The sequence below is a fragment of the Streptosporangium sp. NPDC020145 genome, from assembly GCF_040631275.1.
GTDB lineage: Bacteria > Actinomycetota > Actinomycetes > Streptosporangiales > Streptosporangiaceae > Streptosporangium.
The window spans coordinates 361,286-387,827 of the sequence record NZ_JBEXZT010000003.1 but is presented as its reverse complement, the minus strand read 5'-3'; the positions used below and the strand labels follow the sequence as shown (position 1 = coordinate 387,827).

Genomic DNA, 26,542 nt, shown 5'->3' with positions numbered 1-26,542 from the left:
CGGATCATGCCGGACGAGGTTGAGAAGATGCTGGCCCCTCTGGCGGAGGCGCCACCGACCGCAACCGAGGAGATCATCGAGATCGCCATCGGCATCGCCAAGGTGTTCGGTGAACTCGACGAGGAGGCGGCTCACCGTTACATCGCCCCCGACTTCGTCGACCACGAGGCCTCGCCGGGCGTCGCGGGCGGCCCCGAGGGCTACCTGTCGACGGCCCGCTACATGCGCAACGCGTTCTCCGAGGCGACCTGGCAGGTCGACGACTTCATCTCCGAGGGCGACAAGTTCGCCTGCCGGGTGACCTTCAGCGGCAAGCACACCGGCGACTTCCTTGGCGTGGCGCCGACCGGCGCCGAGGTCAAGGTCCAGCACCTGCACTTCTACCGGATCGCCGACGGTAAGGCGGCCGAGCACTGGGGAGCCCGTGACGAGCTCACCCTGCTGCGTCAGATCGGACAGTTCACCCCCGAGTACGCCACCCCCGCGGACGCGGGCGCGGCGATCGGCCGTCAGGAGGTCTCGTCATGAAACTGCCGGGCAAGATGTTGACGCGCGCCGCCGTCGGTGTGGGCGCGCTCCTGCTGGCGATGGGCGGCCTGGTGCCCGGCGCCCAGGCGCAGAGCGCCGCGCAGAAGACCTTCCCGAACCTGCCCTCGCCCGCCGACTGGTCGATGGGCGGCCACGACAACTTCAACTCGAAGTCCAACCCCTTCGAGCGCAGGATCGGCACCTCGAACGCCGACAAGCTCGCCGTCAAGTGGACCTACACCGCGCACGGTGACACCTCGGCCATTCCGGCCGTGGTGGACGGCGCGGTCTACATCCCCGACTGGGGTGGCTACTTCTCCAAGCTCGACGCCAAGACCGGCGCGGTCATCTGGTCGCGCAAGGTCTCGGACTGGAACGGCATCGCCGGCGGCATCGTCAGGGCCAGCCCGACGGTGGTCGGCGGACGCATCTACGTCGGCGACCAGAACGGCCCGCAGGGCGGCCAGGGCGCGCACCTGCTCGCCGTCGACGCCACCACCGGCGACCTGATCTGGAAGACCACGCTCGACGAGCACTTCGCGGCCGTCCTCACCGGTTCGCCCACGCTCTACAACGGCGTCCTCTACCAGGGTGTCTCCTCCAAGGAGGCGGCCGTCGCGGGCCTGCCCGGCTACAAGTGCTGCACCTTCCGCGGCAGCGTGAACGCGGTCGACGCCAAGACCGGCAAGGTGCTGTGGAAGAAGTACACCGTCCCCGACAACGGCGGACAGCCCGGCGGCTTCAGCGGCGGTGGCGTGTGGAGCACCAGCCCCATGATCAACCCGACCAACCACACGGTCGTCGTCGGCACCGGGCAGAACCTCTCGGTCCCCAAGAGCGTGAGCGACTGCCAGAGCTCGGGCAAGCCCGCCTCCGAGTGCCAGCCGCCGGACAACCACATCGACCAGCTGCTCGCCCTCGACCTGCGCACCGGCGACATCAAGTGGCAGGCCGGCGACATCGTGTTCGACGCCTGGACGGTGGCCTGCGAGCCCAACTTCCCGCCGGAGAACTGCCCGCCCAACCACGGCGGTGACTACGACTTCGCCGAGGGCGGCCACCTGCTGACCATCCCCGGCCGGTTCGGCCTGCCGCGCATGGTCATCGGCGCCGGGCAGAAGAGCGGCGCCTACTGGCTGCTCGACGCCCGCACCGGCAAGACCATCTGGAAGACCCAGGTCGGCCCCGGCGGCGTGCACGGCGGCATCGAGTGGGGCAGCGCCACCGACGGCAAGCGCTTCTACGTCAGCAACGCCAACACCAGCCACGTCGCCTACACCCTGCCCAACGGGCAGACCACGACCAACGGCATCTTCGCCGCGCTCGACGCCCGCACCGGCAAGATCCTCTGGCAGATCGCCGACCCGTCGAACGCCGAGACCATGGGCGCGGTCACGACCGCCAACGGGGTCATGTACGCCGGCTCGATGAGCGGCCACATGTACGCCATCAACGGCGCCACCGGCGAGATCCTCTGGGACTACCTCGGTGAGGGTTCCTCCAACGCCGGGCCCGCCATCGTCGGCGGCACGGTCTTCTGGGGCAACGGTTACAACAACCGCTTCATCCAGGGCAAGGGCAGCACCACCTTCTACGCCTTCTCCGTGAACGGCCGCTGACGCGGCCGAACCTCGGACAAGCGGCGCCGGGTCCTCATCCCCACCCGGCGCCGCTTTCCGCGTGCCGCTTTTCCGTGTCAGCGGCGTCTCCGGACGTGAAACGGGCCGGGCCACCTTCTCCAAGGTGGCCCGGCCCGTTCGCGTGCTCGGGAAGGTCAGAGCGGCGGCTGCCGTACGAGGTGGCGCAGCTCCTCGTGCAGCGGCTGCAGTGCCTCGGGCGGCAGGTCGCCCGCCTGGAAGAAGGCGATGCTGGTGGCCAGGCCGCCGAACCGCTCCCAGATCTTGGCCGCAGCCTCCTTGGGCTCGCCCACGATCGCGAACGTCTCCAGGATGTGGTCGTCGATCGCGTCGACCATCTCCGCCGCGCGGCCCGCGCCCGCCAGGCGGTACAGCTCGTCCTTCAGGCCGCCGAGCCCCTCCAGTTCCAGGACCGGGGCGTAGCTGGGGATGGAGGCGTAGTAGGCGATGGACTCCTTGGCCTGCCGTACGGCCGCGCCCAGCTCCTCCTCGGTGTTGCCGGTGGCCACGATCGGCGTCGCGTGCAGCTCGAAGCCGTCCATCGACTTGCCCGCGCCCTCCCGGGCCTCACGCAGCGCCGGGATCGTCACGTCCTCGAGCAGCCGCCGGGTGGAGATGATGTGGGCCAGGAAGCCGTCGGCCAGCTCGCCCGCGAGCTGCGTCATCATCGGGCCGACGCCGGCCACGAGGATGGGCGGCTCGCCGTAGGGGTTGGGACCCGGGTTGAAGAAGGGGCTCATCACCGTGTGGCGGTAGAACTCGCCGCGGAACCTGATCCTGCCGTCGGTGGCGAAGCACTTCCAGATGGCGCGCAGCGCCAGGATGTACTCCCGCATGCGGGGCGCGGGCTTCGACCACGGCATGCTGAACCGCTTGGTGATGTGCGTCTGGAGCTGGGAGCCGATACCGAGGGCGAAACGCCCCTTGGAGACCAGCTGCAGGTCGTTGGCGAGCATCGCGGTGGTCATCGGGTTCCTGGCGAACACGACGGCCAGACCGGTGCGGACGGCGACCCGTTCGGTCTTCAGCGCCGCGGCGGTCAGCCCGACGAACGGGTCGTGCTGCGTCTCGGACATCCACACCGAGTCGTATCCGAGTTCCTCGGCCCGTGCCGCCCTGTCCCCGTATGCGTCCGGTGGCACGGTGATTCCGTGAAAGTCAATCTTCACAGGTGCTGTCCCCTCGTAAAAGGCATATGCCACGATCAGACCACCGACCGTGCCGCCCGGCCATGCCTCCTAAGGAATAGGCGGGTACCACCTAGGGGGAAGAAGCCTTCCTATGGCCCCCGATGAATGGACAGAATTTACAGATCTGAATCCCATAGGAAGGGTAAACGGATATGACGGCGGTCGAAGAACGAAAGGTCGAGACCGCGACGCGATCCATGCGCGCGTACGCCGAGGAGCTCGCCAGGATCCAGGAGAGCGTCCGGGTCGGTCCGGGGGACGAGGCGACCAGGCGGCAGCACGCCCGGGGCAAGATGACGGTCAGGGAGCGCCTGGGGCTGCTCCTGGACGACGGCTCCTTCACCGAGGTCGAGGGTCTGCGCAGGCATCGGGCGAGCGGCTTCGGCATGGAGGCCAAGCGGCCGTACGGCGACGGCGTGGTCACCGGGTGGGGGACCATCGAGGGCCGGACCGTGTTCGTCTACGCGCACGACTTCCGCATCTTCGGCGGGTCGCTCGGCGAGGCCCACGCCCAGAAGATCCACAAGATCATGGACATGGCCTACGCCGCGGGCGCCCCGCTGATCGGGCTCAACGACGGCGCGGGGGCCCGCATCCAGGAGGGGGTCACGGGCCTGGCGGGCTACGGGGGGATCTTCCAGCGCAGTGTCCGCGCCTCGGGCGTGATCCCGCAGATCAGCGTGATCATGGGGCCGTGCGCGGGCGGGGCCACCTACTCCCCGGCGCTCACCGACTTCATCTTCATGGTCCGCGACACCGCCCAGATGTTCATCACCGGCCCCGACGTCGTCGAGGCGGTCACCGGAGAGAAGGTCACCCACGAGGAGCTGGGCGGCGCGGGGGTCCACGGCACGATGACCGGGGTCGCCACCTTCGTCAGCGACGACGAGATCTCCTGCCTGGAGGACGTGCGTCACCTGGTCTCGATGCTGCCGGCGAACAACCAGGAGTTCCCGCCGGAGGCCCTGGCGGACGACCCCGAGGAGCGGCTGTGCGAGGCGCTGCTGGACATCGTCCCCGCCGACCCGAACCGCCCCTACGACATGCGCGACGTCATCGCCGAGGTGATCGACCACGGTGAGCTGGTCGAGATCCACGAGGGCTGGGCGGCGAACATCGTCTGCGGCCTCGGCCGCATCGGAGGTCACGTCGTCGGCGTCGTCGCCAACCAGCCGATGTCGTTCGCGGGTGTGCTGGACATCTCCGCCTCGGAGAAGGCCGCCAGGTTCGTCCAGTTCTGCGATGCCTTCAACATCCCGATCGTGACCTTCGTCGACGTGCCCGGCTTCCTGCCCGGCACCGACCAGGAGCACGGCGGCGTCATCAGGCACGGCGCCAAGCTGCTCTACGCCTACTGCAACGCCACGGTCCCCCGCGTCCAGGTCATCGTGCGCAAGGCGTACGGCGGCGCCTACATCGTGATGGACTCCCGTTCCATCGGCGCCGACCTGTCCTTCGCCTGGCCGAGCAACGAGATCGCGGTCATGGGCGCGGACGGGGCGGCCAACGTGATCTTCCGCAGGGACATCGCCGCCGCGCCCGACCCCGCGGCCAGGCGCGCCGAGCGCATCGCCGAGTACCGCGAACAGCTCATGCACCCCTACTACGCGGTCGAGCGCGGCCTGGTCGACGACATCATCGACCCCCGCGAGACCCGGATGGTCCTGGCCAGGTCGCTGGCCATGCTCAGGGGCAAGAGCGCGACCCTGCCGCAGCGCAAGCACGGCAACCCCCCGATGTGATGGGCGCCGAGATGAGTTCGGAAGACCCGCTGCTGGTCATGCGCGGCAAGCCCTCCGAGGAGGAGCTCGCCGCCGTGGTCGTCGCGTTCCTGGTGTCCCGGCGGCAGGCGCGGGACGGTGGCCGCCCGCCCGCCAGGAGACCGTTCTGGGTGGCAGGCCCCGCCTACCGGGTGCCGTCGCGCCCGGTTTCCCTGCAGATGGAATCCCCACAGACAGTGCCGTCCCAGACGGCGCGGAGAGGCTGAGCCAGTGCGCAAGGTTCTGATAGCCAACCGCGGGGAGGTCGCGGTCCGGGTCGCGAGGGCCTGCCGCGACGAGGGGATCGGCAGCGTGGCCGTCTACGCCGAGCCCGACCGGGACGCGCTCCACGTCGCGCTCGCCGACGAGGCGTTCGCGCTGGGCGGGGAGACCGCCGCGGAGAGCTACCTGGACATCGGGAAGGTGGTCGAGGCCGCCATCAGGTCGGGGGCGGACGCCGTACACCCCGGGTGGGGCTTCCTCGCGGAGAACTCCGCCTTCGCCCAGGCCGTGATCGACGCCGGACTGACCTGGATCGGGCCGCCGCCCAAGGTGATCGACGACCTCGGGGACAAGGTCTCGGCCCGCAGGATCGCCATGGCCGCCGGAGCCCCGCTCGCCCCCGGCACCGACGGGCCGGTCAGCGGCCCCGAGGAACTGGCCGAGTTCGCCGGGCGGTACGGCCTGCCGGTCGCCATCAAGGCAGCCTTCGGCGGTGGAGGCCGGGGCCTGAAGGTCGCCAGGACCCTTGAGGACATCCCGGAGCTTTACGAGTCGGCGGTGCGGGAGGCGGTCGCGGCCTTCGGCCGGGGCGAGTGCTTCGCCGAACGCTATCTCGACCGGCCCCGGCACGTGGAGACGCAGTGCCTGGCCGACACGCACGGCAACGTGGTGGTGGTCTCCACCCGTGACTGCTCGTTGCAGCGCAGGCACCAGAAGCTTGTCGAGGAGGCCCCGGCGCCGTTCCTCACCGAGGAGCAGAACCGCGTGCTGTACGAGGCGTCCAAGGCCATCCTGCGGGAGGCAGGCTACGTCGGGGCGGGCACCTGCGAGTTCCTGATCGGCAGCGACGGCATGATCTCCTTCCTTGAGGTCAACACCCGGCTGCAGGTCGAGCACCCGGTCAGCGAGGAGGTCACCGGCCTCGACCTGGTGCGTGAGCAGTTCCGCATCGCCAGGGGGGAAGCGCTCGGCTACGACGACCCGCCGGTGCGCGGGCACTCCATCGAGTTCCGCCTCAACGGGGAGGACCCGGGCCGCAACTTCCTGCCGAGCCCGGGAACCATCACCGGCTGGCGTCCCCCCTCGGGACCCGGAGTGCGCCTGGACTCGGGGGCGGAGAACGGGACGGTGCTCTGGCGGGCCTTCGACTCGCTGCTGGCCAAGCTCGTCGTCACCGGCGCCGACCGCGCCCAGGCGCTCGAACGGGCCCGCCGCGCGCTGGCCGAGTTCACGGTCGAGGGGCTGCCGACCACGCTGTCCTTCCACCGGGTCGTGGTCGAGGAACCGGCCTTCCAGGGCGAGGACGGGGCCTTCACGGTCCACACCCAGTGGATCGAGACGGAGTTCCGCGGTGGCATCGAGCCGTACCCGGAGATCCCCGCCGCCGCGACGCCGCACGCAAAGGGAGAGCCCGTCGTCGTCGAGGTGGACGGGCGCCGGGTCGAGATCGTGATCCCGGCCGGGTTCGCCGCCCCCGCCGCCCATCCCGCGACCGCCCCCGCCACGGCCAGGCGCCCCCGCAGGCAGGTGGCGAAGGGCGGCGGTACGGCGGGCGGGGCGGACGCCGTGACCAGCCCGATGCAGGGCACGATCGTCAAGGTCGCGGTCGGCAACGGCGACCGGGTCGCGACCGGGGACCTCATCGTGGTGCTTGAGGCGATGAAGATGGAGCAGCCGCTCTTCGCCCACAAGGCGGGCACCGTCGCCCAGCTCGACATGGGGGTGGGGGACGCTGTCACCGGTGGGCACGTCCTGTGTCTCCTGCACGACTGAACGGTCCGATCAGGACGGGTGTGTGCCGGTTCCGTCTCTCGCCGCGCCGCCACAGGTGCCGCCGTAGAGTGGGCGGGGCCCTTCGGCCCTCCCCTACGGAGAGGTCTGCATCCATGGAACGTGAACTGACGCTGATGGCCGTCCACGCGCACCCCGACGACGAGGTGCTCGGGACGGGTGGCGTCTTCGCCAGATACGCCGAGGAGGGCATCCGTACCGTCCTGGTCACCTGCACCAACGGTGAGCAGGGCGACGGGCCCGGCGGGGTGAAGCCCGGGGAGCCCGGGCACGACGAGGCGGCCGTCAGGGCGCGGCGGCTTGAGGAACTGAACGACTCGGTGGCCCACCTCGGGATCGAGCACGTCGAGTTGCTCGGCTACCGCGACTCGGGCATGGACGGCTGGGAGGGCAACCAGGCGAAGGACGCCTTCGCCAACGTGTCCTTCGAGGAGGCGGTCGGCAGGCTCGCCGCGTTGATGGAGCGCTACCGGCCGCAGGTCGTGGTCACCTATGACGAGAACGGCAACTACGGTCATCCCGACCACATCCAGGCCAACCGCATCGCCCTGGCCGCGGCCGAGGCGACCGGCATCCCGGACAAGCTCTACTACACCGCCGTGCCCAGGGAGCGGATCGCCGAGATGTTCGCCGCCCTGCGCGCGGCCGGCGCCGCCGAGATACAGGACCTGCCCGAGGACTTCGGCACCCCCGAGGAACTCATCACCACCGTCGTGGACGTCGCGCCGTACGTCGAACGCAAGCGCAAGGCCCTGCAGGCGCACGCGAGCCAGGGGGACAGCATCTTCCTGCTGCGCATGCCGGAGGAGGTCCAGCACAGGGCGCTGTCCTACGAGGCCTTCGTCCGTCACTTCAGCCGGGTGACCGCCGCCGCCGAGCGTGAGGACGACCTCTTCGACGGTCTCCGCGAGGCGTGAGCAGTTGACCTCAACATTGGTTGAGATTGCAGATTGGAGGTCCGCACCGGCGAGTGACTGAGTGAAGGAGTGTGCGATGAGGGTTGTGGCCGTCACCGAGTTCGGCGGGCCCGAGGTGCTCAAGGTGGTCGACCTGCCGACCCCGCAGGCCGGGCCCGGCCAGGTCAGGGTCAGGGTGAAGGCGGCGGGCGTGCAGCCGTTCGACGTGGCCGTACGGCAGGGCTGGCTGCCCGCCGGGGCCACGGCCGACCTGCCCAGGGTGCCCGGCAACGAGTTCTCCGGCGTCGTGGACCAGGTGGGACCGGGGGCCGACGGGGTGGCCGTCGGCGACGAGGTGCTGGGGTTCAGCCTGCTGAACTGCTACGCCGAGTACGTCGTCGTCCCCGCGGAGAACGTCACGGCGAAGCCGGAGAACATGCCCTGGGAGGTGGCGGGCGGCTTCACCGCCGGGACGCAGACCGCCTACATCGCCCTCAGGCAGCTCGGGGTCGGACAGGGGGACACCGTCCTGGTCCACGCCGCGGCGGGCGCGGTCGGCACCGCCGCGGTACAGCTCGCCAGGCTGTGGGGCGCCACGACGGTGATCGGCACCGCGCGGCAGGAGAACCACGACTACCTGCGCGCCCTCGGCGCCGTCCCGGTCGTCTACGGCGAGGGCCTGCTCGACCGGGTGCGCGAACTGGCCCCCGGCGGGGTCGACCTCGTCCTGGACGGCGCGGGCGGCGACGCCCTCGACGTCTCCCTGAGCCTGGTTCCGGGGGAGCGGATCATCACGCTGGTCGAGCACGAAAAGGCGGAGAGCCTCGGCGTCCAGCTGACCAAGGGGGTGCGCCTGGCCTCCAGACTCGCCGAGCTCGCCGAGCTGTACGCCAAGGGGGAGCTGGCCTTCCCGGTGCGCGTGACCTACCCGCTCGACCGGGCGGCGGACGCCCACCGCGAGGTCGAGGGACGCCACGGTCAGGGCAAGGTCGTCCTGGTGACAGGGTGAATACCCGCGCGATGTAGCCGCATGGAAGGTGTTTTTAGTAAGGTTTCTTGTTAATAACGTGCTATCCGTCGGCCGTTGGACATGTCATACCTCCATCCCCCCATTCAGGAGGAGTCCACGTGCACCTGCGAAACAAGGCGGTGGCCGGTGCCGCCGCGCTCACTTTGGGAACCGTGCTCGCGCTGATCCCGGCGACCGCGGCCGACGCCCACGGCAGCATGTCGAACCCACCGAGCCGCGTCTACCTCTGCAAGAACGAGGGGCCGGAGACGCCCAAGTCCGAGGCCTGCAAGGCGGCCGTCGCGGCCGGTGGGACCCAGGCCATGTACGACTGGAACGAGGTCTCCCTGCTGGAGGCCGGCGGTAACCACCGCGCGCTCATCCCGGACGGCAAACTCTGCAGCGCGGGCCGCGAGAAGTATCGCGGCCTCGACCTCCCCAGGGCCGACTGGCCCGCGACGCAGGTCTCACCGGGGCCGCTGGAGATCACCTACCACGCCACGGCCCCCCACGGCGGGAGCAACTTCGAGTTCTACATCACCAAGCAGAGCTGGGACCCCACCAAGCCGCTGAAGTGGTCGGACCTGGAGCCCCTCAAGACGTTCAACAACCAGAACCCTGTCACGTTCACCAAGTGGACGCTCAACCTCCCGCAGCGTACGGGCCGCCAGCTCATCTACTCGATCTGGCAGCGCGTCCTGTACAGCAACGAGGCCTTCTACACCTGCTCCGACGTGGACTTCGGTGGTGGGACCAACCCCTCACCCACCCCGACCGTGACGCCCACGGTCACCCCGACCGTCACCCCAACCGTGACGCCGACGGTGACTCCCACTGTGACGCCGACGGTGACGCCGACCGTCACCCCCACGGTGACTCCGACGGTGACTCCGACGAAGCAGGAGGGCGCCTGGACCGCGGGCACCTCCTACACCGCGGGCGCGACCGTGACCTACAACGGTTCGACCTACCGTTGCCTGCAGTCGCACACCGCGCTGCCCGGCTGGGAGCCGCCGAACGTCCCCTCTCTGTGGCAGCGGGTCTGACCTCGTCGGACCGGGCCTGACCCTGCCGGGTGGGGCGGTCTCGCCGCCCCGCCCGGGCACCCCCCCAACAGGAGTTCCCCATGTTGAAACGCGTCGTCCCGCTCGTGCTGAGCGCCGTTCTCCTCGCGGGCTGCGGCTCACGCAGCCTCCAGGAACTGCAGGGCGGTGGCCAGCTGACGGTCGGGGCCGCCGCCAGCGCGGCACCCGGACTCGTCGCGGGCCCTGACTTCAACCCGGCCGACGTGATGTTCCTGCAGATGATGTTGCCGCACGACGCCCAGGGGGCGAAGCTGGCGAAGCTCGCCGCGGGCCGGAACATCAGCGAGAACGCCAAGGTCCTGGCCGCGGCGATCGCCACCACCCAGGACGCGGAGGTGACGATGATGACCGGCTGGCTGAAGGGCTGGAAGCGTCCCACGGCCGCTCCGGCGGGTGCGCACTCCGGTCACGGAGGCCACGGGCTGAGCGACGCCCAGATCCGGATGATCTCGAAGTCCCCGGACTCCGAGTTCGAGAAGCGGTTCCTCAACGCGCTGATCTCCCAGCAGGACGACGCCATCCAGATGGCCAAGGTGGAGAAGATGGCCGGTCAGAACGCCGAGACCAAGGCGCTGGCGGACCGGATCGAGGCCTCGCGTACCGCGCAGATCGACCAGATGAAGGCGATCGTCGGCACGTGACCGGCGGGTGACCGCGTTGTCCGTCGGCAGATGATCGGGTTGTCGGCGGACCTTCGCTGTGCCATATTTCCTACTAAATCTACTGGAATTTGGGGGAAGTATGCGCAGACTGCTGGGAGTCGTGACCGGGCTGATCCTGGCCGGGACCCTCACCGCGTGCGGCGGACCACAGACGACCACGTCCGCGGCCTCGACCGGCGGAGGATCGTCGCCGAAGGCCGACACGCCGCTCAAGGTCGGCGTGAACCCCGTGCCCCACGGTCAGATCCTGAAGTTCGTCAAGGACACCCTCGCCGCCAAGGCCGGGCTGAACCTGGAGATCGTCGAGTTCACCGACTACGTGCAGCCGAACGTCCAACTCGACGAGGGACGGCTCGACGCCAACTACTTCCAGCACGTCCCCTACCTTGAGGAGTTCTCCAAGGGCAAGGGCGTCACCCTGAGCTGGGTCGCCCCGGTCCACATCGAGCCGCTCGGGCTGTACTCCAAGAAGATCGACGACATCGCCAAGCTGGCCAAGGGGGCCCAGGTCGCGCTGCCCAACGACGCGAGCAACCTGGGCCGCTCGCTCAAACTCCTCGCCGACAACGGCGTGATCACCCTCAAGGAGGGCGTGGGCGTCAAGGCCACCGAACGCGACGTGGCGGGAAACCCCAAGGAACTGCGGTTCAGGCCGCTTGAGGCCGCCCAGCTGCCCCGCTCGCTCCAGGACGTGGACGCCGCGGTCGTCAACGGCAACTACGCCCTCGAAGCCGGACTCCAGCCCGCGACCGACTCGCTGATCCTGGAGAAGGGCGAGGGCAACCCCTACGCCAACGGCCTGGTCACCGTCCCCGCCAAGGTCGGCGACCCCCGCGTCAGGAAGCTCGCCGAACTGCTCCAGGGCCCCGAGGTGAAGAAGTACATCCAGGACACCTACAAGGGCGCCGTCCTGCCGGCCGTACCGTAACGCTCACCTCCCCGGGTACGGCCGCACGACGCGGGGACGTTTGAGATCCGTACGGGGGATAGGGGATGGGGCGTTGGTTCAAAGGAGGGAACCCCCATGACCATCGCAGGTGGCATCATCCTCATCATGCTCGGCGCCATCCTCACCTGGGCGGTCGAGTTCGACATCGCGGGGCTCGACATCAACGTCGTCGGGGCCGTCCTGATGATCGGCGGCCTCGTGTGGCTGCTGTTCGCGATCTACCGGGTCAGGATCGCCCGCAGGGCGGTCGCGCCGACCACCACCGTGGTCGAGGAGGACCCGGTGACCCACCGTCGCGTCTACCAGGAGCGTCCCTACGACGACCCGCCGGTCGTGTGACGGCGCTTCCACGCCCCCGTCAGGTCATGGCGGGGGCGCCCGAATGTCTTTCTCAAGGAGAGGGTGAACGATGAGCAGGATCGTTTCCCGAGGGGCGGGCGTCGTGAGCGGAATGCTCGGCGGCGCCGTCGCGGGGGTCGTCTTCAAGCAGGTCTGGAAGCTCCTCGCGGGCACGGATGAGGCGCCCCAGGCGACCTCGGACGAGTACGGCTGGGGCGAGGTCCTGGCCGCGGCGGCCATCCAGGGGGCCATCTTCGGTGTGGTCAAGGCCGCCATCGACCGCTCGGCGACCAGGAGCGTGCACCGGGCCATCGGCGGATAGCCGTACGGCCTTCCCTTTCGTTTCCTGTCGCGTCGTGTGTTGAGTAGTTTGAGGAACGACAGGGAAGGGGTGGCGTGGTGTCGCGGCAGCCGTACACGGTTGAGCAGGTGGCCGACCTGCTCGGTCTGCACGTCAAGACGGTGCGTGGCTACGTGCGGGACGGCCGGCTGAGGGCGACGCGCATCGGCAGGCGGTACCGCGTCGCGCGGGAGGACCTTGAGGCGTTCACCGGGCAGCCGGTCGAGCCGCCGGCCGCTGAGACCGCCGGGACCGCCACGCGCTCCCGCCGCGTCGAGGTGTCCTGTGTCGTACAGGTCGACGCGATCGGCGTCGAGGAGACGATGCGGCTGAGCAACACCCTCATCGCCCTGGCCACCGGGGGCACCCACGACGACGGGCGGCTGCGCGTCGAGACGATCTACGACGAGGAACGGGCCAGCCTGAAGATCATCATTCTGGGCGGGGCGGAGAGCGGCGCCGAGATCCTCAGGGTGATCACCACGCTGGCGGGGGAGCGGGCGTGACCGTGGGTCACTCCTCGTCGGCGGGCAGGGCGAACAGCCTGACGAACATGGGGCGCGCGTCCGGCGGGGCGTCCTCGGCCGGGCGGTTGTACTTCATCAGCAGCGCGATGTAGGCCTCGAAGAACTCCTCGAACTCCTCCAGAGTCATCCGCCCGAGGCCGCGTGAGAGCTTGGCCCACCGGGGGTCGCGCAGGTAGGCGGCGGGGAAGCGCTCGAACAGCTCGCGGTCCTCCGCGAGGTTGGCCCGGTGGAACTCGTTCAGCACGAGCCGGTCCTCCGGGGCGAGCTCCCCGGGAGCCGGCAGCCGGATGTCCCTGAGCGCCTGGGTCCTGCGCCACCAGCGCTCCCTGCCGGTCGAGCGTTCCGGGATCTCCTCGATGAACCCCGCTTTCTCCAGCTGGCGCAGGTGGTAGCTGGTCGTGCCGGTCTTGGCGTCGAGCAACTCGCCGAGCGTGGTCGAGGTCGCGGGGCCGTGCACGCTGAGGTGCCGCAGCATGAGTCGCCGCATGGGGTGGGCCAGGGCCTTGAGCCTCACCGGGTCGAGCATCGGCGGCTTCTCATCCTTCATGATGATCAGTCTACTCCCGCAGAAGGAAATCTGCAGAGAACTCTTTGCAGAGGTTTCTCTGCAAAGTATGTTCGGCATATGCGAAGAATCCTCCTGACGGCGGCGGTCCTCAGCCTGCTCGCCGTCCCCGCGACCGCCCCCGTGGCGACAGCCGCGTCCCCGCCCGCCGTACCCTCCGACCTGACATCCGTCGAGGTGAGCTTCCGTGGCGCCGGGGGACTCGCCATGCACGGCACGATCATCACCAAACCCGCCAAACCCACCGAGCCCAACGACAAGACCACCGATGAGCCCGCCGCGGGGGCTGGGCTCACCGGTGGTACGGCGGGAGCCGGACGCCCTGGCGTCGTCCTGGTGCACGGCGCGGGCACGGGGACGCCGCGCACGAAGCTGCTGGGCGAGGCCGTCGAGTTCGCCCGCCGGGGCATGGCCGTGCTGATCTACGACAAGCGGTCAACGGGCTACTCGCTCGTCCACCGGTCCTATCCGCAACTCGCCGATGACGCGCTCGGCGCCGTGGCGACGTTGCGCTCCCAGCCGGGCGTCGATCCGGCGAAGGTCGGCATCTGGGGGCTCAGCGAAGGCGGCTGGGTCGCCCCGATCGCCGCCTCCCGGTCCAAGGACATCGCTTTCGTCGTGCTCGTCGGCGCCAACGGGCTGCCGCCGCTGCGGCAGCAGACCTGGGCCGTGGCCGCCGGACTGCGCAAGGCCGGGGTCACGGGCTCACTGATCGACCGGGCCGAGCTGAACCTCTACCGGACGATCGCCGACGGCGGCATGTTCCCCGAGCCCTACTACGACCCCGCGCCGACCCTGGCCGCGGTCCGCCAGCCGGTGCTCGCCATCTGGGGCACCCACGACCTGCTGACCCCACCGCAGGAGAGCCCGCCGGTGTTCTCCCGGGCGCTCGGGGAGGGCGGCAACCGGTACTACACGGCCCGGTTCTTCCCCGACGCCGACCACGCCGCCCACCTGACCCCCGACGGGGGCGTCACCCGGCTGCCCGAACTCGCCCCCGGCTACGCCGACCTGGTCGGCTCCTGGGTCGGGGAGGTCACGGCGGGCAGGCCACCGGCGACGAGTTCCTCGGGCCCGGCCCCCGTCCAGGCCTCACTGACCGTGCCGGTCGACCCTCCCGCCTGGTGGGAGTCGGCGCCCGCGCAGCTCGTGGCGCTGGCGCTGTTCCTGGTCGCCTTCGTCTCCTACCCGGTGGCCGCGCTGGTACGGCGCCTGCGCGGCCGGCCGAGGGCCCCGGTGACCAGGGCGGTGTGGCTGCTCAGCGCGGGCGGTCTCGTCTCGGTCATCGGCTCGTTCTGCTACCTGGTCTATCTGATGATGACCGGCGGGAAACTGGCCGCCCCCGGCCCCGTACTGCTCGGCCGCCCGCTGGTCTGGCTGGCGCTGCAGGCCGTCGCGGTCGTCTCGGCCGTCGCGACGGTCCGCCTCGCCGTGGCCTGGCGCCGTACCCGGGACTCCCTCGGCGGAGGGCAGCTCGGCCTGCTGCTGGCCGGCGGCGCGGTGTTCGTCCCGTGGGCCCTCTACTGGGGCCTGCTGCTGCCCTGACGGCCGGCACGGGCGGCGGCACAGGCGGTACGGCTCAGCGCCTGGCCCGGTGCACGGCCGTCGCGGCGGCGGCCCCACCGGCCAGGGCGAGGGCGGCCAGCCCGCGATGCCGGGACAGCCAGGCCTGGACGCTGTGCGGATGGGCGCGCTTGTCGAAGACACCGTGGGCGCCGTAGTCCCGTTCCTCGTCCGCGGGCTCCCACAGGTTGGCCACGTCGGTGGGGAACAGCGACTCGGTCTGCTGGCTTCTCCGTCCGTTGCGGGCCAGGAAACGGTCTATCAGCCCGGGGGCCAGGCGCTCTCCGAGCAGGGTCATCGCCGTCGAGGCGCCGACCCAGTACTCCCGCCGCCGTGGGTGCTCGGCGGCGAAGACGAGCGCCTTGGCGGCGACCTCGGGCTGGTAGATCGGGGGAACGGGCTGCGGATGATGCCTGAGCCTGGACAGCACCCAGGAGAACTGCGGGGTGTTCAGCGCGGGAAGCTGCACCATGGTGATCTGGACGCCGCTTCCCTCGCCCATCAGTTCGGTCCTGACCGACTCGGTGAACCCCTTGATCGCGTGCTTTGCCCCGCAGTAGGCGGACTGCAGGGGAATGCCCCGATAGGCGAGCGCGGACCCGGCCTGGACGATCACCCCCCGGTTCCTGGGGCGCATCAGGTCGAGCGCCACCCGCGTCCCCCAGACGTAACCGAGGTAGGTGACCGCGGTCGTCCGCTCGTACTCCTCGGGCGTGATCTCGGTGAAGGGGGCGAAGACCGAGGAGAAGGCCACGTTGATCCAGACGTCGATCGGCCCCATCTCCTGCTCGACGCGCTCGGCGGCCTGCCTGACCTGCCGGTGGTCGGCGACGTCCGCCTCGTAGACCAGCCCGGTGCCTCCCGCGGCGCCCACGTCGGCCGCCGCGGAGCCCAGGCCGGCCGTCCCCCTGGCGATCAGCGCGACGGACGCGCCCCGCGCGCCGTACTCCTGGGCCACCGCCCTGCCGACCCCGCCACTCGCACCGGTCACGACCACGACCTTGTTCTTCACGGTGTCCTCCATGGTTGCCTCCTTCGCCGGTTCAGGCGCCTCCCGTACCCGAACGGCCACCGACCATGCCCTCGTCCTGGATCACCACACGTTTCGCGGGGGCTTTCCCGGGAACGCGAGGTTTTTCGGAGGAAAGGAGTTCGACGATGGAGGCTCCGCAGTACGTCGCAGCGCGTGTGCAACGCGCACTGGCCGAGGACGACAGGACCAACGAGCTCGGCATCCGGGTCGACGTCCGGGGCGGACAGCTCTTCCTGCGCGGGCAGGTCTCCGGCGACGAACGCCGAACGCTCATCGCCGACGTGGCCCACGAGGCGGCCCCGGAGCTGACGCTCCGCAACGAGATCACCGTCCTCGACGTCAGGGGCCCGGGGGAGGAGGAACGGCTGTGAGGCAACTGCGCATCGCGGCTGTGGGAGACGTCCACCTGGACGAAAGGCTCAGGGGGAGTTACCGCAAGCGCCTTGACGACGTCGAGCAACACGCGGACGTGCTGCTGCTCGCCGGTGACCTGACCCGGCACGGCACTCTGGAGGAGGCGGCCGTGGTCACCGACGAGTTCCGTGACCTGCCGGTCCCGGTGGTCGCCGTGCTCGGCAACCACGACCACCACTCCGACCGCCCCGCCGAGATCGCGGCCATGCTGTCCGACGCGGGGATCACGGTCCTGCACGACGACGCGACCGTGCTCGACATCGACGGCGTACGGCTGGGCGTCGCCGGTGGCAAGGGCTTCGGCGGAGGATACGCGGGCAAGTGCGCCAGCGACTTCGGAGAGCCCGAGATCAAGGCCTTCGTGGGACACACCAAGCGGATCGCGGAACGCTGGCGGGTGGCGCTCAAGGAACTGCAGGCCGACCGCAGGGTCGTGCTGTCCCACTACTCCCCGGTCAAGGACACCCTCGCCGGGGAACCCCTGGAGATCTACCCCTTCCTCGGCAGCTACCTGCTGGCCGAGGCCGTGGACGCCGAGGGCGCCGACCTGATCGTCCACGGGCACGCGCACGCGGGCACGGAGAAGGGTGTGACCCCCGGCGGCATCAGAGTGCGCAACGTCGCGCTGCCGGTGCTCGGCCGGGCCTACGGGGTCTACTGCCTGTAAGGCCCGAGAAGCGGCGGGCCGGACGGATCCGGCCCGCCAGGGCTTCCAGGCGCCTGCACGGCGTTCGGCGTGCGGCGTCGAAGATGGTGCGGGCGAGGCCCGCATCAAACGTTGAAGATGCTCACACCTCCGGGGCCGACGAGGAATCCGAGGACGATGAGCACGATCCCCCACAGGAGGTCGCGGCGGGCCAGGATCACATAGATCCCGGAGATGACGAGAACGACTGCGATGATCCAAAGCAAGGTAGCCATAACGGGCCCCTGCCCTCACGATTCATCACATAACATCCCTGGTCCTGTGAAGATCGATGATCGGCTGGAGAATCCAGAACCACGCGCTGGACAGCGCCACGGCGCCGCCGAACAGTACGGCGGGCCAGGCGTTGATCACGGTCTCGGCCACCAGGGCGACCGAACTGGTCATCGCGATCGCCAGCCCGACGGCCCCGGCGATGCCCAGCTTGTTGGCCCGGTGCAGCATCTTCTCCTTCAGCGGGGTGCGGAACAGCAGGCGGTGCTGCGCGGCGGGGGTGATGAACAGTACGGAGGCCAGCGCGGCGCTCAGCAGCGAGATGAAGAACAGCCAGCGCCCCTCGTCCTCAAGCTTGTGGAAACCGGCGGCGAACGGAAGCGTCAGCAGGAAGGCGAACAGGACCTGCACTCCGGTCACGGCGACCCTGAGGCCCTGAAGCAGCTCGCCCAGCTCCCGGTCCACCCGCTCCTTGCGCGTCTCGTCGGTCTCCGGTTCCTCGACGTGGTCTTGTCCGGGGTCGTTCATTCAGGACTCCTTGAGCGTGGAACCCCTATACGGACGATTCCCAGCCGGCCGCCGACCTCCTTGGCGGACGGCCGGCGGCGAAGCGGTTCGTAGGGGTAAGGCTTAAGAGGGCGCTTTACCCTGGACCAGGTTTGCTATGCCTATCTGGGGATTCATGGGGTACCCGGGGGATATGGGAAGTCACGGCCACGAGGTGACCGACGCCATCCTGGAAACGCTGAAGCGAGCCAGCAGCGGTCTCAAGGACGCGGGCGTCAGGTTCGCGCTGGCGGGGGGATGCGCCGCCTACGCGCGTGGCGCCGCTCCCTCGTTGCACGACGTGGATTTCGTCCTGCCCCAGCAGGATGTGCCCGCCGCTCTGGAGGCCCTGGGAGGCCTGGGGTTCGAGACGGCCAAGCCCCCGGAGGACTGGCTGGTCAAGGCCTATGACGAGGGCAGGCTGGTGGACCTGATCTTCAGCGTCTGCGACCACCCCGTCACCTCCCGGCTGCTGGAGCGCGCGGAGCCGATGAAGGCCTCCGCCGTGATCGTGCCCGTCCTTGAGGCGACCGACCTGGTCATCACCTGGCTGCTTCCGCTGTCGGAACACGGCTGTGACTACGGTTCGCTGCTGCCCCAGGTCAGGGCGTTGCGCGAGCAGGTCGACTGGGGACGTGTGGCGGCCGTCACGGGGAACTCGCCGTACGCGCTCACCTTCCTGACCCTCCTGGAACGGCTCGGCGTACTGGAGGGTCCCGTCAGCCCGGCGGGAGACCCCTCCTGGCCCTGACCTTCGGGGTTCCTGGAGACCGGTTTCTGAGGACGGCTCTTTCTGAGGACGGCTCCCGAGGCGTTCTCAGAAGGCCGGGATCGGTCACCGCCCCCGGAACGCGGCGAGGGCCCCGCCTCGAAGCGGGGCCCTCGCCGTGCGTGACGTCGCGGAAGGGGTCAGTAGACGCCCGTCCCGCCGTAGGGGAAGCGGCCGTAGTACTCACCGACCGTGTCGCGGTAGACCGGCTCCTTGAAGTTCGCCTCGTCGAACTCGGGGGCGTTCTTGATCTCTTCCTTGGTGCGCGAGACGTGGACCCGGCGCTCCTGAGGGTCGATCCGGGTCACCGTACCGGCGGGAAGCAGGACCTTCTTCCCGAAGATCCACGGTCCGGTGTCGACGACGATGTAGCTCTCACCGACCTCGTAGGTCGCCTCGTCGACCGAGCCGATCTTCCCGTCGGTGGCCTCCACGTGATAGCCCGCGATGTCGAGACTCTGGTTGACGTCGTAGGCGTCAGCGCGATAGCTCCACAGTTCAGGCTGCATGTTTCTCTCCTTTGGTGTGGTTCGTCGGCCTCCTCCCGCTACCCCGGCTGAGATCTCCAAACGGTCACGACCCCCACGCATTCCACGATCAAGGCCATGGCCTGGGGCTGAGCGACGAAAAATTATGAAATGGCTGTCATCTCATGGCATGGGATGACAGTTGGGTTGTGTCGCTCCGTGTCCCAAGCACGGTCTCTCGTCCGGTAGTCTTGTCGAAGCCAAGCGCCGCTAGCTCAGTTGGTTAGAGCAGCTGACTCTTAATCAGCGGGTCCGGGGTTCGAGTCCCTGGCGGCGCACAGCGGAGGAAACCCCAGGTCGGCACGCCCGGCCTGGGGTTTTCTCGTCCGGTGACCACCGAGGGGGGACCGCCCGTGGAGCTCCGGCCCGTCGTCGAGGCCGATCTGGACGCCTTCGACCTGGCCTTCCAGAGCGAGGAGGGGGCGACGCCGTACCAGTGGTTCGGGTTCACCCCGACGGTCGCACCGCGGGAGGCCCTGCGCACCCGAGGGCTCCTGGCCGGGGCGGACAACATGCTCGCCGTCACCGTGAACGGCGAGCTGGCCGGGCGGGTCGAGTGGCTGGAGCGCCGCTGGGGGCGCCGCGACACCTCGCTGTGCTGGGAGATCGCCATCGGCCTGCTGCCGTCCTGGCGGGGACGCGGCATCGGGACCCTGGCCCAGCGCGAGCTCGTCCGCTACCTGTTCACCCACACCAGGGTCGAGCGCGTCCAGGCGACGACCGACCCGGAGAACCTGGCCGAGATCCGCTGCCTGGAGAAGATCGGCTTCCAGCAGGAGGGCCGCGTACGGCGAGCCCAGTGGCGAGGCGGCCGCTGGCACGACCAACTCCTCTTCTCCCTCCTCCGCGACGAACTCCACACGGAGCCTCGTGACGGGGCCGACCGGACGATCGGCGTCTGAGCGAAGTCGTCCTCAGACCGGCAGGCTTCGCCAGGGTGGGGTGGGCAGGCTGGGCTCGTACTCGGCGTCCCACAGGTGCGCGAGCACCAGCATCCCGACCTGCAGGTCACCCGCGTCCAGCATCGGCAGATGCTTGCGCATGATCTGCTGGACCGGCCGGTGACGAACCTGTTCCTCCAGGGAGGAGTGGAACTGCTCGGCGTCCCCCTGGGAGCGGTGGGCGACGATCGGCAGGACGTCGGTCAGGTGCCCCGCCCGGTACAGCGCGATCTGGATCTCCCAGTCCTCGGACGCGGGGAAGCGCCGGTCGTATCCGCCGACCCCCTGTAACACCTCCTTGCGGTACATGCCCGTCGCCCTGCCGTGCGTGTGCATGAACAGGCTCAGCTCAGGGATGAACCCGGCGGGGGCGTAGGTGCTGTGGAGCAGGCCGGTGTACTGGGTGTAACCGACGACGTAGGCCAGGTCGGGATTGCCGTCGAGCGCCCTGCGCGCCGCGTCGAGGAAACCGGGCCTGATCGTGTCGTCGGCGTCGAGCGGCACCACATAGTCGCCGCGGCCGTGCCGGATCCCGGCGTTGCGGGCGGCGCTGAGTCCCTGACCCTCCTGGCTGACCTTGACCACGCCGTTCAGCCCGTCGAACAACCTGTTCGTCGCCAGGTCCGCAGAACCGTCGTTCACCACCACGATCTCGGCCTCCGGCAGGTCGCGGCGGACCGAGGCGACGGCCTCGTGAACCCGCTGTTCGTGGTCGAACAGCGGGATGACCACGGAGACACGTCCCCGGGGAGCGTCCCCGGTTCGCAGGACGGTCCCGGCGTACCGGCGTACGTATCCGGCGGCCCAGCGGGCGAAGACCTCCGAGGGCGTCCCCGCGACGGTCCCGGTGAGCGGCTCCAGGTCGACCGTCTCGATCGTGGCGTCCTGGAACAGCCCCAGGAGCCTGCGGGCCCGCACGACCGTCAGGGCCAGCGCGGCGCAGCCGACGAAGGTCAGCGTGACGGGTTGCGACTGCCAGTCGTGGGCGAGCAGGGTCTCGAAGACGCGGTCGGCGTCGGCCTGCTCCCGGCACAGGTAACGGTGGCCGGGGTTGGGGTCGACAAGCTCGGCGATCCGCACCCCGGGGTCGATCCCGACGGTGTCCGGAATCAGCCACGGGTCGAGCAGCAGGCGGAGCCGTCTGCCCGCCGCCGCCCGCCGGTTGGCCAGCCGTACGGCCCTGCGCACGCCGGACAGCCCGGCGGCGCCGGTCGAGCACACGATGACCTGGAGAGGTTCACCGCCGGGCATGACGCCTCCCCGGTGCGCTCCCCGCAGGACGCGACCGGTCGTTCTCCGGCCCCGTGTCGCCGATGGACACGGCCGCCCCCCGGCGACCGCCTCCGCCCGGAAAACGCTCAGGAAACTCCGAGGAACGTCCCCGAACCTCCGGGGAGCGACTCGTCCCGCGAGAAACCTGTTTTCCCGGCGGCCCCGGCCTTCTTCCAGTGCCTTTGTCGTCTCGGCTGAACCGAGTTTCCCCCACACCGGCCTCCCACGCCTGGTCGTCTAAGGGAATGAAGCCCCGAAGCACAGTCGAACGCAGTCTTGCAGCACGCTCGCCAAAGCGGAAGTGTTCGGTGTCAGGCCTTTCATCTTCGGCGCTCCAGGCATCCGGCGGGCGGGGCCGGGCACCCCTCGCGGATCTCGCCATTCGGCGTATTCACCGAGCGGCAACGCTGTGAACTGGGAATTCTCCGGGCATCCAAAGCCGCTTCCCGGAGCGGAAGCGGACAGGGCACGTCCTGTCACCGAGAGAAAGCAGGAATGGTGGAAAGTTCTCACCGGTGCCGTACGGTGCTTCCCGTATGAATTTTGCCCGGCCTTTTCCCGCCTTTCTCCGCCTGGGCGGGGGAACTTCCCGACAACCGCCGACGCCGTACGGCCGGGTCTGGACCGGTGTTCAAACGAAGCGGCCGCAGGGTATTTCGGAGGACCGTGACCGGACGCGGTCGCGGGCATTCTCGCGACGCGTCGTCACCGCTTTGCGCGGAGAAAGCCCAGGGGAGACCGCGCTCCGGCCGGAGATCCTCTGGTTCCCACCCGTCACCTGCGGCCCACGAGTAGTCTGTCCGTGACCATTCGCGTACTCTCCGTGTCCATTGTGCGGCGGTGCGCCGACCCGTCGCAGGAAACGGCCAAGCAGGCCGTCGGGCCCAGCCGAGGGAGGCTGCGCGTGAGAATCGAAGGCTCCGCGGTGCTCACCACCACGCCGGGAGAGGCGCTGAGCGACGAGGCGATCGACCACGTCCTGCACGCCCTGACCGAGGCGGCCTGTCAGGTCGAGGCCGACTACGTGGCGGCCGTGCGGCTCAGGCAGGAGCTGTACGAGAGCGACGAGCGCGGTTCGCGGCTGCGCGCCACCCAGACGTGGCCCCCGGCGGGTCTCAGGATCGACCCGCTTGAGTCACTGGGCGCCCGGCGGACGCTCCTCGCCGAGGAGACGGCGGAGAAACTGGAGGACGCGGTGACCGTCTTCGCCGCGTGGTACGCCGACGTGGCCGCCTGCGCCGTGGTCGCCCAGCTGGTCGGGACGGGCCTAACCCCCGTCCGCGTCGCGGCGGCCGACCCCTACACCCACATGGACGAACGGCAGCTGGCGCTGCTGCCCGCCATCTCCGAGACGGACCGTGAGCTCGCCGAACTGGCCGTGTGGATGGACGAGGGCCTGACCGACGTACGGCCGGGCGACCGCGGTCCGGCACCGGTCGGCGGTCGTGACTTCGCCGCGGAGCTGGGCATGGTCGTCCGGCGAACCCCCGACGGCAGGCCCGTGCTCGTCCAGGACGGGTGGACGGAGGCACGACGGCGGCGTCTGTGGGGCCGGATGTGGCTCGACCACCAGATGCCCCTCCTGCCGCCCACCGGCGAGCTCGTCCACGCCCTGGACAGGGCCGGAGCCGCCCCCGGCACGGTCGGGGAGATCAGGCAGGCCTCCCAGGCCGTGGACGCGGCCCTCGGCGCCAGGATGCGCGCCCACGAACTGAACGCGCGGATGGAGTCCGTGCCCCTGGGGGAGGGGCTGGCCGACAGCGTCGCCGAACTCGACGCCGAGGCGGTGCTGCTGTGGAGACAGGCCGACGAGCTTCCCCACCTGCTCATCGCCTACGCCCGGGTCCTGACCGGCAACCTCCCCCGGCTACGCCTGCTCAGGCGAGCCTAGGGCTCGAAGCCCGGATCAGCGCCTCACCGGCCTTTCGCCGCCCAAGCCGCGTTCCGGCTTCATAAGAGACGCCTGCGTCGCCTCCCGGCCTCTGGGAGAGGATCAGCGAGGTCCGGCCGCCCGATGTGCTGGACGAAGAACCGTTCGACATATGCTCCGTGCTTTCCTGACGGGGAGAACCGGAGGCAGCGGCGGACCGAACCGTTCGCGATCCACCCTGCCGGTCTCTCGCCAGGGGACGGGGGAGCGGCGGGGCCGCTTGGGCTCCCCGGTTCTGTCGGTGCGGTGGAATATGGTCCATGGCATGTGCCGGAGCATCAAAACCCTTCGGGAGCCCTACGCCAGTGACGTGACCGACGAGGACGTGCGGGCAGCCGCGCTCCAGTACGTCCGCAAGGTCTCCGGGTTCCGATCCCCGTCCGCCCGTAACGCCGAGGCCTTCGACAGGGCGGTCGAGGCCGTCGCCGCCGCGACGCAGGCCCTTCTCGAAGACCTGCAACTGGGGCGTCTTCCTCGGACCTGACTCCGTCGTGCGTCAGGTGATCTCGTGGTTCAGCGTCTCCAGGTGTTCCACGTCCGTGCGCAGGTCGTCCTTCCTCGCGGAGGCGCGCCCGGAGAGCACGATCACCGCGTCGTCGGCTTCGAAGACGACCTTCCTGCTCTTCGGCGGGTTCAGGACGACGCCGCCGTCGCCGCGAGCCGTACGGTCTCCTCGGTAGCCGATCGCGATCTCGCCGTACGCACGGGCGGCGGCGACCACGGTGGCGTAGTCGACCGGGACCGACAGCCGCACGTAGTCACCCGCGGGCCTGAGAGAGACCTCCTGGCCCCCGGCGGCGAACAGGTCGGTGAACACGTCGTGGCGCCGGGGATGCTCGGCGATCTGGATCATCAGCAGGCCGGTCACCCGGGTGGGAACGATCAGGTCGTCGACCTCGGTGACCTCGGCCAGACGCCGGTCGCACTCCCTGGCCATCTCCGTCACCAGGCTGTGCCGCCAGCCGTTGCTCCTGGTCATCTCCCTGACGTGCAGAAGGGTCAGGAGCGTGCGCGAGTCGGCGACGTGTGCGCCGAGCCGGTCGTCGGCCAGGATCAGGACGTGGTCGTAGGTCCCGACGCCGAGCGCCTCAAGGGTGCCGTAACGGGTGATGTCACCACTCTCGTGGGCGAGGGTCACGTTGGCCAGGGATCCCGCGAGGGCGTCCATCCGCGAGGCCATCCGGGAGTCGTGCGCGACGACCCTCACCTGCGACCCCGGCGGCATGCGGCGGTCGAACTCGGTCACGATCGCGGCGCCGCGGCCGTTCCAGCCGAGGATCAGGACGCGGTGCGCCGTTGGGGTGTGCTCCCCGGAGGCGATGATCTCGTGGCTGTCGGGCTCGGCCGAGGTGCGGAACTGCTTGGCGCCGCCGTCGCCCATGATCAGGACAAGCCGGTCGTTCGCGTCGATCCGGGTCTCCCCGGAGGGGTTGAGCATGATCCGGCCCCGGCGCTCCAGGCCGATGAGGGAGCCGTTCTCCAGGGCGGGCAGGGCGTCCCCGAAGTTCTCTCCGACGAGGTCGCAGGGCTGCCGGAAGCAGATCTCGCTTCCTCCCGACCCGAGCAGGTCGCCGTAGACCACCGACAGGCCGGGGTTCAGGCAGCTCTGGACCACGACGCGGGCGGAGATCTCGTCGACGTCGACGATCAGGGCGCCGCTCCCGCCCGCCAGCCGGGCGGCGACCAGGTTGTCCGGGTCACGGACGCCGGCGACCAGCTGCACCCTCGGCCGGACCCCGGCGGCGTCGAGCGCGAGCAGGCTCTTGATGGTCCTGGCGTCGGAGTCGGTGTCCTCGGAACCGAGCACGATGACCGCCCGTGCCCGCTCCGGGCTGACGATGGCCACGTCCGCCGGATCCGTCGGGTTGCCCGTACGGCACACGACACGCAGGTTGCGCAGCGCGGCCCTGCCCCCGATGGCCTCCTCCATGGCGGTCCGGTCCATGTCGGCGAGGATCGCCACACAGGTCGTCCCGCCTCTGCCCTCGCCTGCGGCGGCCAGCTCGGACAGGATCAGGAAGACCTGCTCCGACCAGCCGAGCACCACGGTGTGGCCGCGCTCGACCACCGGCGAGCGGCCCTTGCGGAGTCCGGCCAGCCTGCGGTCGAGCCCCGTCTTGACGAGGCCGACGAGCGCGCTGAAGATCACGATTCCGGTCAAAGCGACCACCGGGGTGCCTCGGGGGAGTGGTGGCGGCCCCTCCTCGGGTGTCGCCGTCACCGGGGACAGTGTGCGTGTCAACCCCGACCAGAGCGCGAGGGGCAGGTCGGTGGCGTCCGGGACCAGGACGACGAGGGCCGTCGCCCCGGCGACCGAGACGGCGAGCGCCACGAGAACGAGCAGGCCGAGCACGGCCCAGCCTCCCCGGATGACGAGGTTGTCGAAGCGGTAGCGCAGACGCCTCACGACGAACCCTCCGTTGTCTGACGTTAAGTTACTTGGCAGACACCGAAAGTGATTATGGCCTGTCGTCGGTGGAGGGGGAAGGCGGGGAAGAGCCTGGGGCTCCCGCCGGACCGCCGGTGCTTCGGGGCCGGCGGTCCGGCGGGAGGGCGATCAGCTGACGTTGGCGCAGATCACGTAGACGCTGATGCCGACGTCGCTGTAGCCGTCCTGACGGCCGATGCCGTACCAGCCGGCGCCGTCCTCGGTCGGGAAGGAGCCGACGAGGATCGCGCGGTTGCCCTGGGCCTCCGCGCCGCCGCCGATGGCGTGCTTGCCCGCCGGGCACCTGACCGCGCGCCGGGTGAAGTTGGGCACGTTGGCGTTGGGCAGCTTGACGATCTGGTAGCCGGTGAAGTCGACGGCCGTGGAGGAGGCCGTGACGGGCGTGGTGCCCGCCGCGGCCGGGAGGGCGGTCGCCGCCGTCAGGCCCGCGCAGCCGACGAGGGCGGCGAGGGCGACGGTCGTGAGCGTGTTGAGTCGCATGCTTTCTCCTGTGACGGATGGTGCTGCTGCGGTCACGAGAAGTAAACAATCCGCTACGTATGGTGTCCAGCCTGGGTTTTGTGGCTCGGGGGCCACATGTGTCGCCTTCCTGGGCTCCACGTCGTGCCACGTCATACCACGTCGTCTCTGGGCGTTACGTACATGTCTCCCATGGGCCGCCCGGCTGTGCGAGGGTGGG

Annotated in this window: 29 protein-coding genes and 1 tRNA gene; 21 read left to right on the top strand and 9 right to left on the bottom strand. The window is 69.9% G+C overall.

Annotated elements, in window-relative coordinates:
* Positions 1 to 6 precede the first annotated feature (6 nt).
* Both ABZ463_RS07305 and ABZ463_RS07300 read left to right on the top strand, forming a co-directional pair.
* The gene (locus ABZ463_RS07305) at positions 7 to 528 is read left to right on the top strand and encodes an ester cyclase (RefSeq protein ID WP_352010359.1); all 522 of its coding nucleotides are present in this window, start codon (positions 7 to 9) and stop codon (positions 526 to 528) included.
* A complete protein-coding gene (locus ABZ463_RS07300; RefSeq protein WP_352010360.1) occupies positions 525 to 2,147 on the top strand; it encodes a PQQ-binding-like beta-propeller repeat protein in 1,623 nt (540 codons plus the stop codon). The genes ABZ463_RS07305 and ABZ463_RS07300 overlap by 4 nt, the downstream gene beginning before the upstream one ends.
* Before the next feature lie 155 nt (positions 2,148 to 2,302).
* Here ABZ463_RS07300 and ABZ463_RS07295 read toward each other — a convergent pair whose 3' ends face one another.
* Positions 2,303 to 3,307, bottom strand: a complete 1,005-nt coding sequence (locus ABZ463_RS07295) for a TIGR03617 family F420-dependent LLM class oxidoreductase (RefSeq protein WP_362773992.1) — start codon at positions 3,305 to 3,307, stop codon at positions 2,303 to 2,305.
* A gap of 200 nt (positions 3,308 to 3,507) precedes the next feature.
* Here ABZ463_RS07295 and ABZ463_RS07290 point away from each other — a divergent pair, with 200 nt between their 5' ends.
* The 11 genes from ABZ463_RS07290 to ABZ463_RS07240 all read left to right on the top strand — a co-directional run bounded on the left by ABZ463_RS07290 (position 3,508) and on the right by ABZ463_RS07240 (position 12,914).
* Entirely contained in the window at positions 3,508 to 5,097 is a 1,590-nt protein-coding gene (locus tag ABZ463_RS07290) for an acyl-CoA carboxylase subunit beta (protein ID WP_352010362.1), read from the top strand.
* A gap of 11 nt (positions 5,098 to 5,108) precedes the next feature.
* Positions 5,109 to 5,342: an acyl-CoA carboxylase epsilon subunit gene (locus ABZ463_RS07285; RefSeq protein WP_362773989.1), complete on the top strand. Its 234-nt coding sequence runs from the start codon at positions 5,109 to 5,111 to the stop codon at positions 5,340 to 5,342.
* 4 nt (positions 5,343 to 5,346) lie between these two features.
* Positions 5,347 to 7,110 carry a biotin carboxylase N-terminal domain-containing protein gene (locus ABZ463_RS07280; protein ID WP_362773986.1) on the top strand — a complete coding sequence of 588 codons (1,764 nt, stop codon included), beginning with the start codon at positions 5,347 to 5,349 and terminating at the stop codon, positions 7,108 to 7,110.
* 113 nt (positions 7,111 to 7,223) lie between these two features.
* Positions 7,224 to 8,045 carry a PIG-L family deacetylase gene (locus ABZ463_RS07275; RefSeq protein ID WP_352010365.1) on the top strand — a complete coding sequence of 274 codons (822 nt, stop codon included), beginning with the start codon at positions 7,224 to 7,226 and terminating at the stop codon, positions 8,043 to 8,045.
* 76 nt (positions 8,046 to 8,121) lie between these two features.
* Positions 8,122 to 9,033, top strand: coding sequence for an NADP-dependent oxidoreductase (locus ABZ463_RS07270; protein WP_352010366.1), 912 nt, complete (start codon positions 8,122 to 8,124; stop codon positions 9,031 to 9,033).
* Positions 9,034 to 9,152: 119 nt separating this feature from the next.
* The gene (locus ABZ463_RS07265) at positions 9,153 to 10,079 is read left to right on the top strand and encodes a lytic polysaccharide monooxygenase (RefSeq protein WP_362773983.1); all 927 of its coding nucleotides are present in this window, start codon (positions 9,153 to 9,155) and stop codon (positions 10,077 to 10,079) included.
* Between the two features lie 80 nt (positions 10,080 to 10,159).
* Positions 10,160 to 10,759 carry a DUF305 domain-containing protein gene (locus ABZ463_RS07260; protein ID WP_352010368.1) on the top strand — a complete coding sequence of 200 codons (600 nt, stop codon included), beginning with the start codon at positions 10,160 to 10,162 and terminating at the stop codon, positions 10,757 to 10,759.
* Positions 10,760 to 10,859: 100 nt separating this feature from the next.
* The gene (locus tag ABZ463_RS07255) at positions 10,860 to 11,708 is read left to right on the top strand and encodes a MetQ/NlpA family ABC transporter substrate-binding protein (RefSeq protein WP_362773979.1); all 849 of its coding nucleotides are present in this window, start codon (positions 10,860 to 10,862) and stop codon (positions 11,706 to 11,708) included.
* Between the two features lie 96 nt (positions 11,709 to 11,804).
* Positions 11,805 to 12,068 (top strand): DUF6458 family protein, encoded by a 264-nt coding sequence (locus ABZ463_RS07250; protein WP_352010370.1) that lies wholly within the window; start codon positions 11,805 to 11,807, stop codon positions 12,066 to 12,068.
* A 70-nt stretch (positions 12,069 to 12,138) separates the two neighbouring features.
* A complete protein-coding gene (locus ABZ463_RS07245; RefSeq protein ID WP_352010371.1) occupies positions 12,139 to 12,390 on the top strand; it encodes a DUF4235 domain-containing protein in 252 nt (83 codons plus the stop codon).
* A 77-nt stretch (positions 12,391 to 12,467) separates the two neighbouring features.
* The gene (locus tag ABZ463_RS07240) at positions 12,468 to 12,914 is read left to right on the top strand and encodes a helix-turn-helix domain-containing protein (RefSeq protein WP_362773975.1); all 447 of its coding nucleotides are present in this window, start codon (positions 12,468 to 12,470) and stop codon (positions 12,912 to 12,914) included.
* 7 nt (positions 12,915 to 12,921) lie between these two features.
* Here ABZ463_RS07240 and ABZ463_RS07235 read toward each other — a convergent pair whose 3' ends face one another.
* Positions 12,922 to 13,482 (bottom strand): helix-turn-helix domain-containing protein, encoded by a 561-nt coding sequence (locus ABZ463_RS07235; protein ID WP_352010373.1) that lies wholly within the window; start codon positions 13,480 to 13,482, stop codon positions 12,922 to 12,924.
* Between the two features lie 78 nt (positions 13,483 to 13,560).
* Between ABZ463_RS07235 and ABZ463_RS07230 the strand changes: the two genes are divergently transcribed.
* Complete coding sequence (locus ABZ463_RS07230) at positions 13,561 to 15,045, top strand: prolyl oligopeptidase family serine peptidase (RefSeq protein WP_362773972.1); 1,485 nt, start codon at positions 13,561 to 13,563, stop codon at positions 15,043 to 15,045.
* A gap of 34 nt (positions 15,046 to 15,079) precedes the next feature.
* On the opposite strand, the gene ABZ463_RS07225 is transcribed toward ABZ463_RS07230, so the two are convergent.
* Positions 15,080 to 16,087, bottom strand: a complete 1,008-nt coding sequence (locus ABZ463_RS07225; RefSeq protein ID WP_352010375.1) for an SDR family oxidoreductase — start codon at positions 16,085 to 16,087, stop codon at positions 15,080 to 15,082.
* A gap of 134 nt (positions 16,088 to 16,221) precedes the next feature.
* On the opposite strand from ABZ463_RS07225, the gene ABZ463_RS07220 reads away from it, so the two are divergent.
* Both ABZ463_RS07220 and ABZ463_RS07215 read left to right on the top strand, forming a co-directional pair.
* Positions 16,222 to 16,467 (top strand): BON domain-containing protein, encoded by a 246-nt coding sequence (locus ABZ463_RS07220; protein WP_352010376.1) that lies wholly within the window; start codon positions 16,222 to 16,224, stop codon positions 16,465 to 16,467.
* Positions 16,464 to 17,177 (top strand): metallophosphoesterase, encoded by a 714-nt coding sequence (locus ABZ463_RS07215; RefSeq protein ID WP_352010377.1) that lies wholly within the window; start codon positions 16,464 to 16,466, stop codon positions 17,175 to 17,177. The genes ABZ463_RS07220 and ABZ463_RS07215 overlap by 4 nt, the downstream gene beginning before the upstream one ends.
* A gap of 104 nt (positions 17,178 to 17,281) precedes the next feature.
* Here the strand turns inward: ABZ463_RS07215 and ABZ463_RS07210 are convergent, their stop codons facing one another.
* Both ABZ463_RS07210 and ABZ463_RS07205 read right to left on the bottom strand, forming a co-directional pair.
* A complete protein-coding gene (locus tag ABZ463_RS07210; protein WP_184719841.1) occupies positions 17,282 to 17,431 on the bottom strand; it encodes a GPGG-motif small membrane protein in 150 nt (49 codons plus the stop codon).
* 25 nt (positions 17,432 to 17,456) lie between these two features.
* On the bottom strand, positions 17,457 to 17,957 hold the full coding sequence (locus ABZ463_RS07205; RefSeq protein WP_352010378.1) for a DUF6328 family protein: 501 nt from the start codon (positions 17,955 to 17,957) through the stop codon (positions 17,457 to 17,459).
* A gap of 172 nt (positions 17,958 to 18,129) precedes the next feature.
* On the opposite strand from ABZ463_RS07205, the gene ABZ463_RS07200 reads away from it, so the two are divergent.
* Complete coding sequence (locus ABZ463_RS07200) at positions 18,130 to 18,726, top strand: hypothetical protein (protein WP_362773967.1); 597 nt, start codon at positions 18,130 to 18,132, stop codon at positions 18,724 to 18,726.
* A gap of 158 nt (positions 18,727 to 18,884) precedes the next feature.
* On the opposite strand, the gene ABZ463_RS07195 is transcribed toward ABZ463_RS07200, so the two are convergent.
* Positions 18,885 to 19,253: a PRC-barrel domain-containing protein gene (locus ABZ463_RS07195; RefSeq protein WP_352010380.1), complete on the bottom strand. Its 369-nt coding sequence runs from the start codon at positions 19,251 to 19,253 to the stop codon at positions 18,885 to 18,887.
* A 222-nt stretch (positions 19,254 to 19,475) separates the two neighbouring features.
* On the opposite strand from ABZ463_RS07195, the gene ABZ463_RS07190 reads away from it, so the two are divergent.
* Both ABZ463_RS07190 and ABZ463_RS07185 read left to right on the top strand, forming a co-directional pair.
* Positions 19,476 to 19,549: transfer RNA gene (locus ABZ463_RS07190), tRNA-Lys, on the top strand.
* Between the two features lie 75 nt (positions 19,550 to 19,624).
* A complete protein-coding gene (locus ABZ463_RS07185; protein WP_362773963.1) occupies positions 19,625 to 20,173 on the top strand; it encodes a GNAT family protein in 549 nt (182 codons plus the stop codon).
* Positions 20,174 to 20,185: 12 nt separating this feature from the next.
* Here the strand turns inward: ABZ463_RS07185 and ABZ463_RS07180 are convergent, their stop codons facing one another.
* Complete coding sequence (locus ABZ463_RS07180) at positions 20,186 to 21,463, bottom strand: glycosyltransferase family A protein (protein ID WP_352010385.1); 1,278 nt, start codon at positions 21,461 to 21,463, stop codon at positions 20,186 to 20,188.
* 925 nt (positions 21,464 to 22,388) lie between these two features.
* Between ABZ463_RS07180 and ABZ463_RS07175 the strand changes: the two genes are divergently transcribed.
* Together ABZ463_RS07175 and ABZ463_RS07170 are read left to right on the top strand one after the other, a co-directional pair.
* Positions 22,389 to 23,375 carry a hypothetical protein gene (locus tag ABZ463_RS07175; protein ID WP_352010386.1) on the top strand — a complete coding sequence of 329 codons (987 nt, stop codon included), beginning with the start codon at positions 22,389 to 22,391 and terminating at the stop codon, positions 23,373 to 23,375.
* A gap of 304 nt (positions 23,376 to 23,679) precedes the next feature.
* A complete protein-coding gene (locus ABZ463_RS07170; protein WP_352010387.1) occupies positions 23,680 to 23,898 on the top strand; it encodes a DUF2277 domain-containing protein in 219 nt (72 codons plus the stop codon).
* Between the two features lie 12 nt (positions 23,899 to 23,910).
* Here the strand turns inward: ABZ463_RS07170 and ABZ463_RS07165 are convergent, their stop codons facing one another.
* Both ABZ463_RS07165 and ABZ463_RS07160 read right to left on the bottom strand, forming a co-directional pair.
* The gene (locus ABZ463_RS07165; RefSeq protein ID WP_352010388.1) at positions 23,911 to 25,821 is read right to left on the bottom strand and encodes a potassium transporter TrkA; all 1,911 of its coding nucleotides are present in this window, start codon (positions 25,819 to 25,821) and stop codon (positions 23,911 to 23,913) included.
* 150 nt (positions 25,822 to 25,971) lie between these two features.
* Positions 25,972 to 26,343, bottom strand: coding sequence for a hypothetical protein (locus tag ABZ463_RS07160; RefSeq protein ID WP_362773957.1), 372 nt, complete (start codon positions 26,341 to 26,343; stop codon positions 25,972 to 25,974).
* Between the last annotated feature and the right edge of the window lie 199 nt (positions 26,344 to 26,542).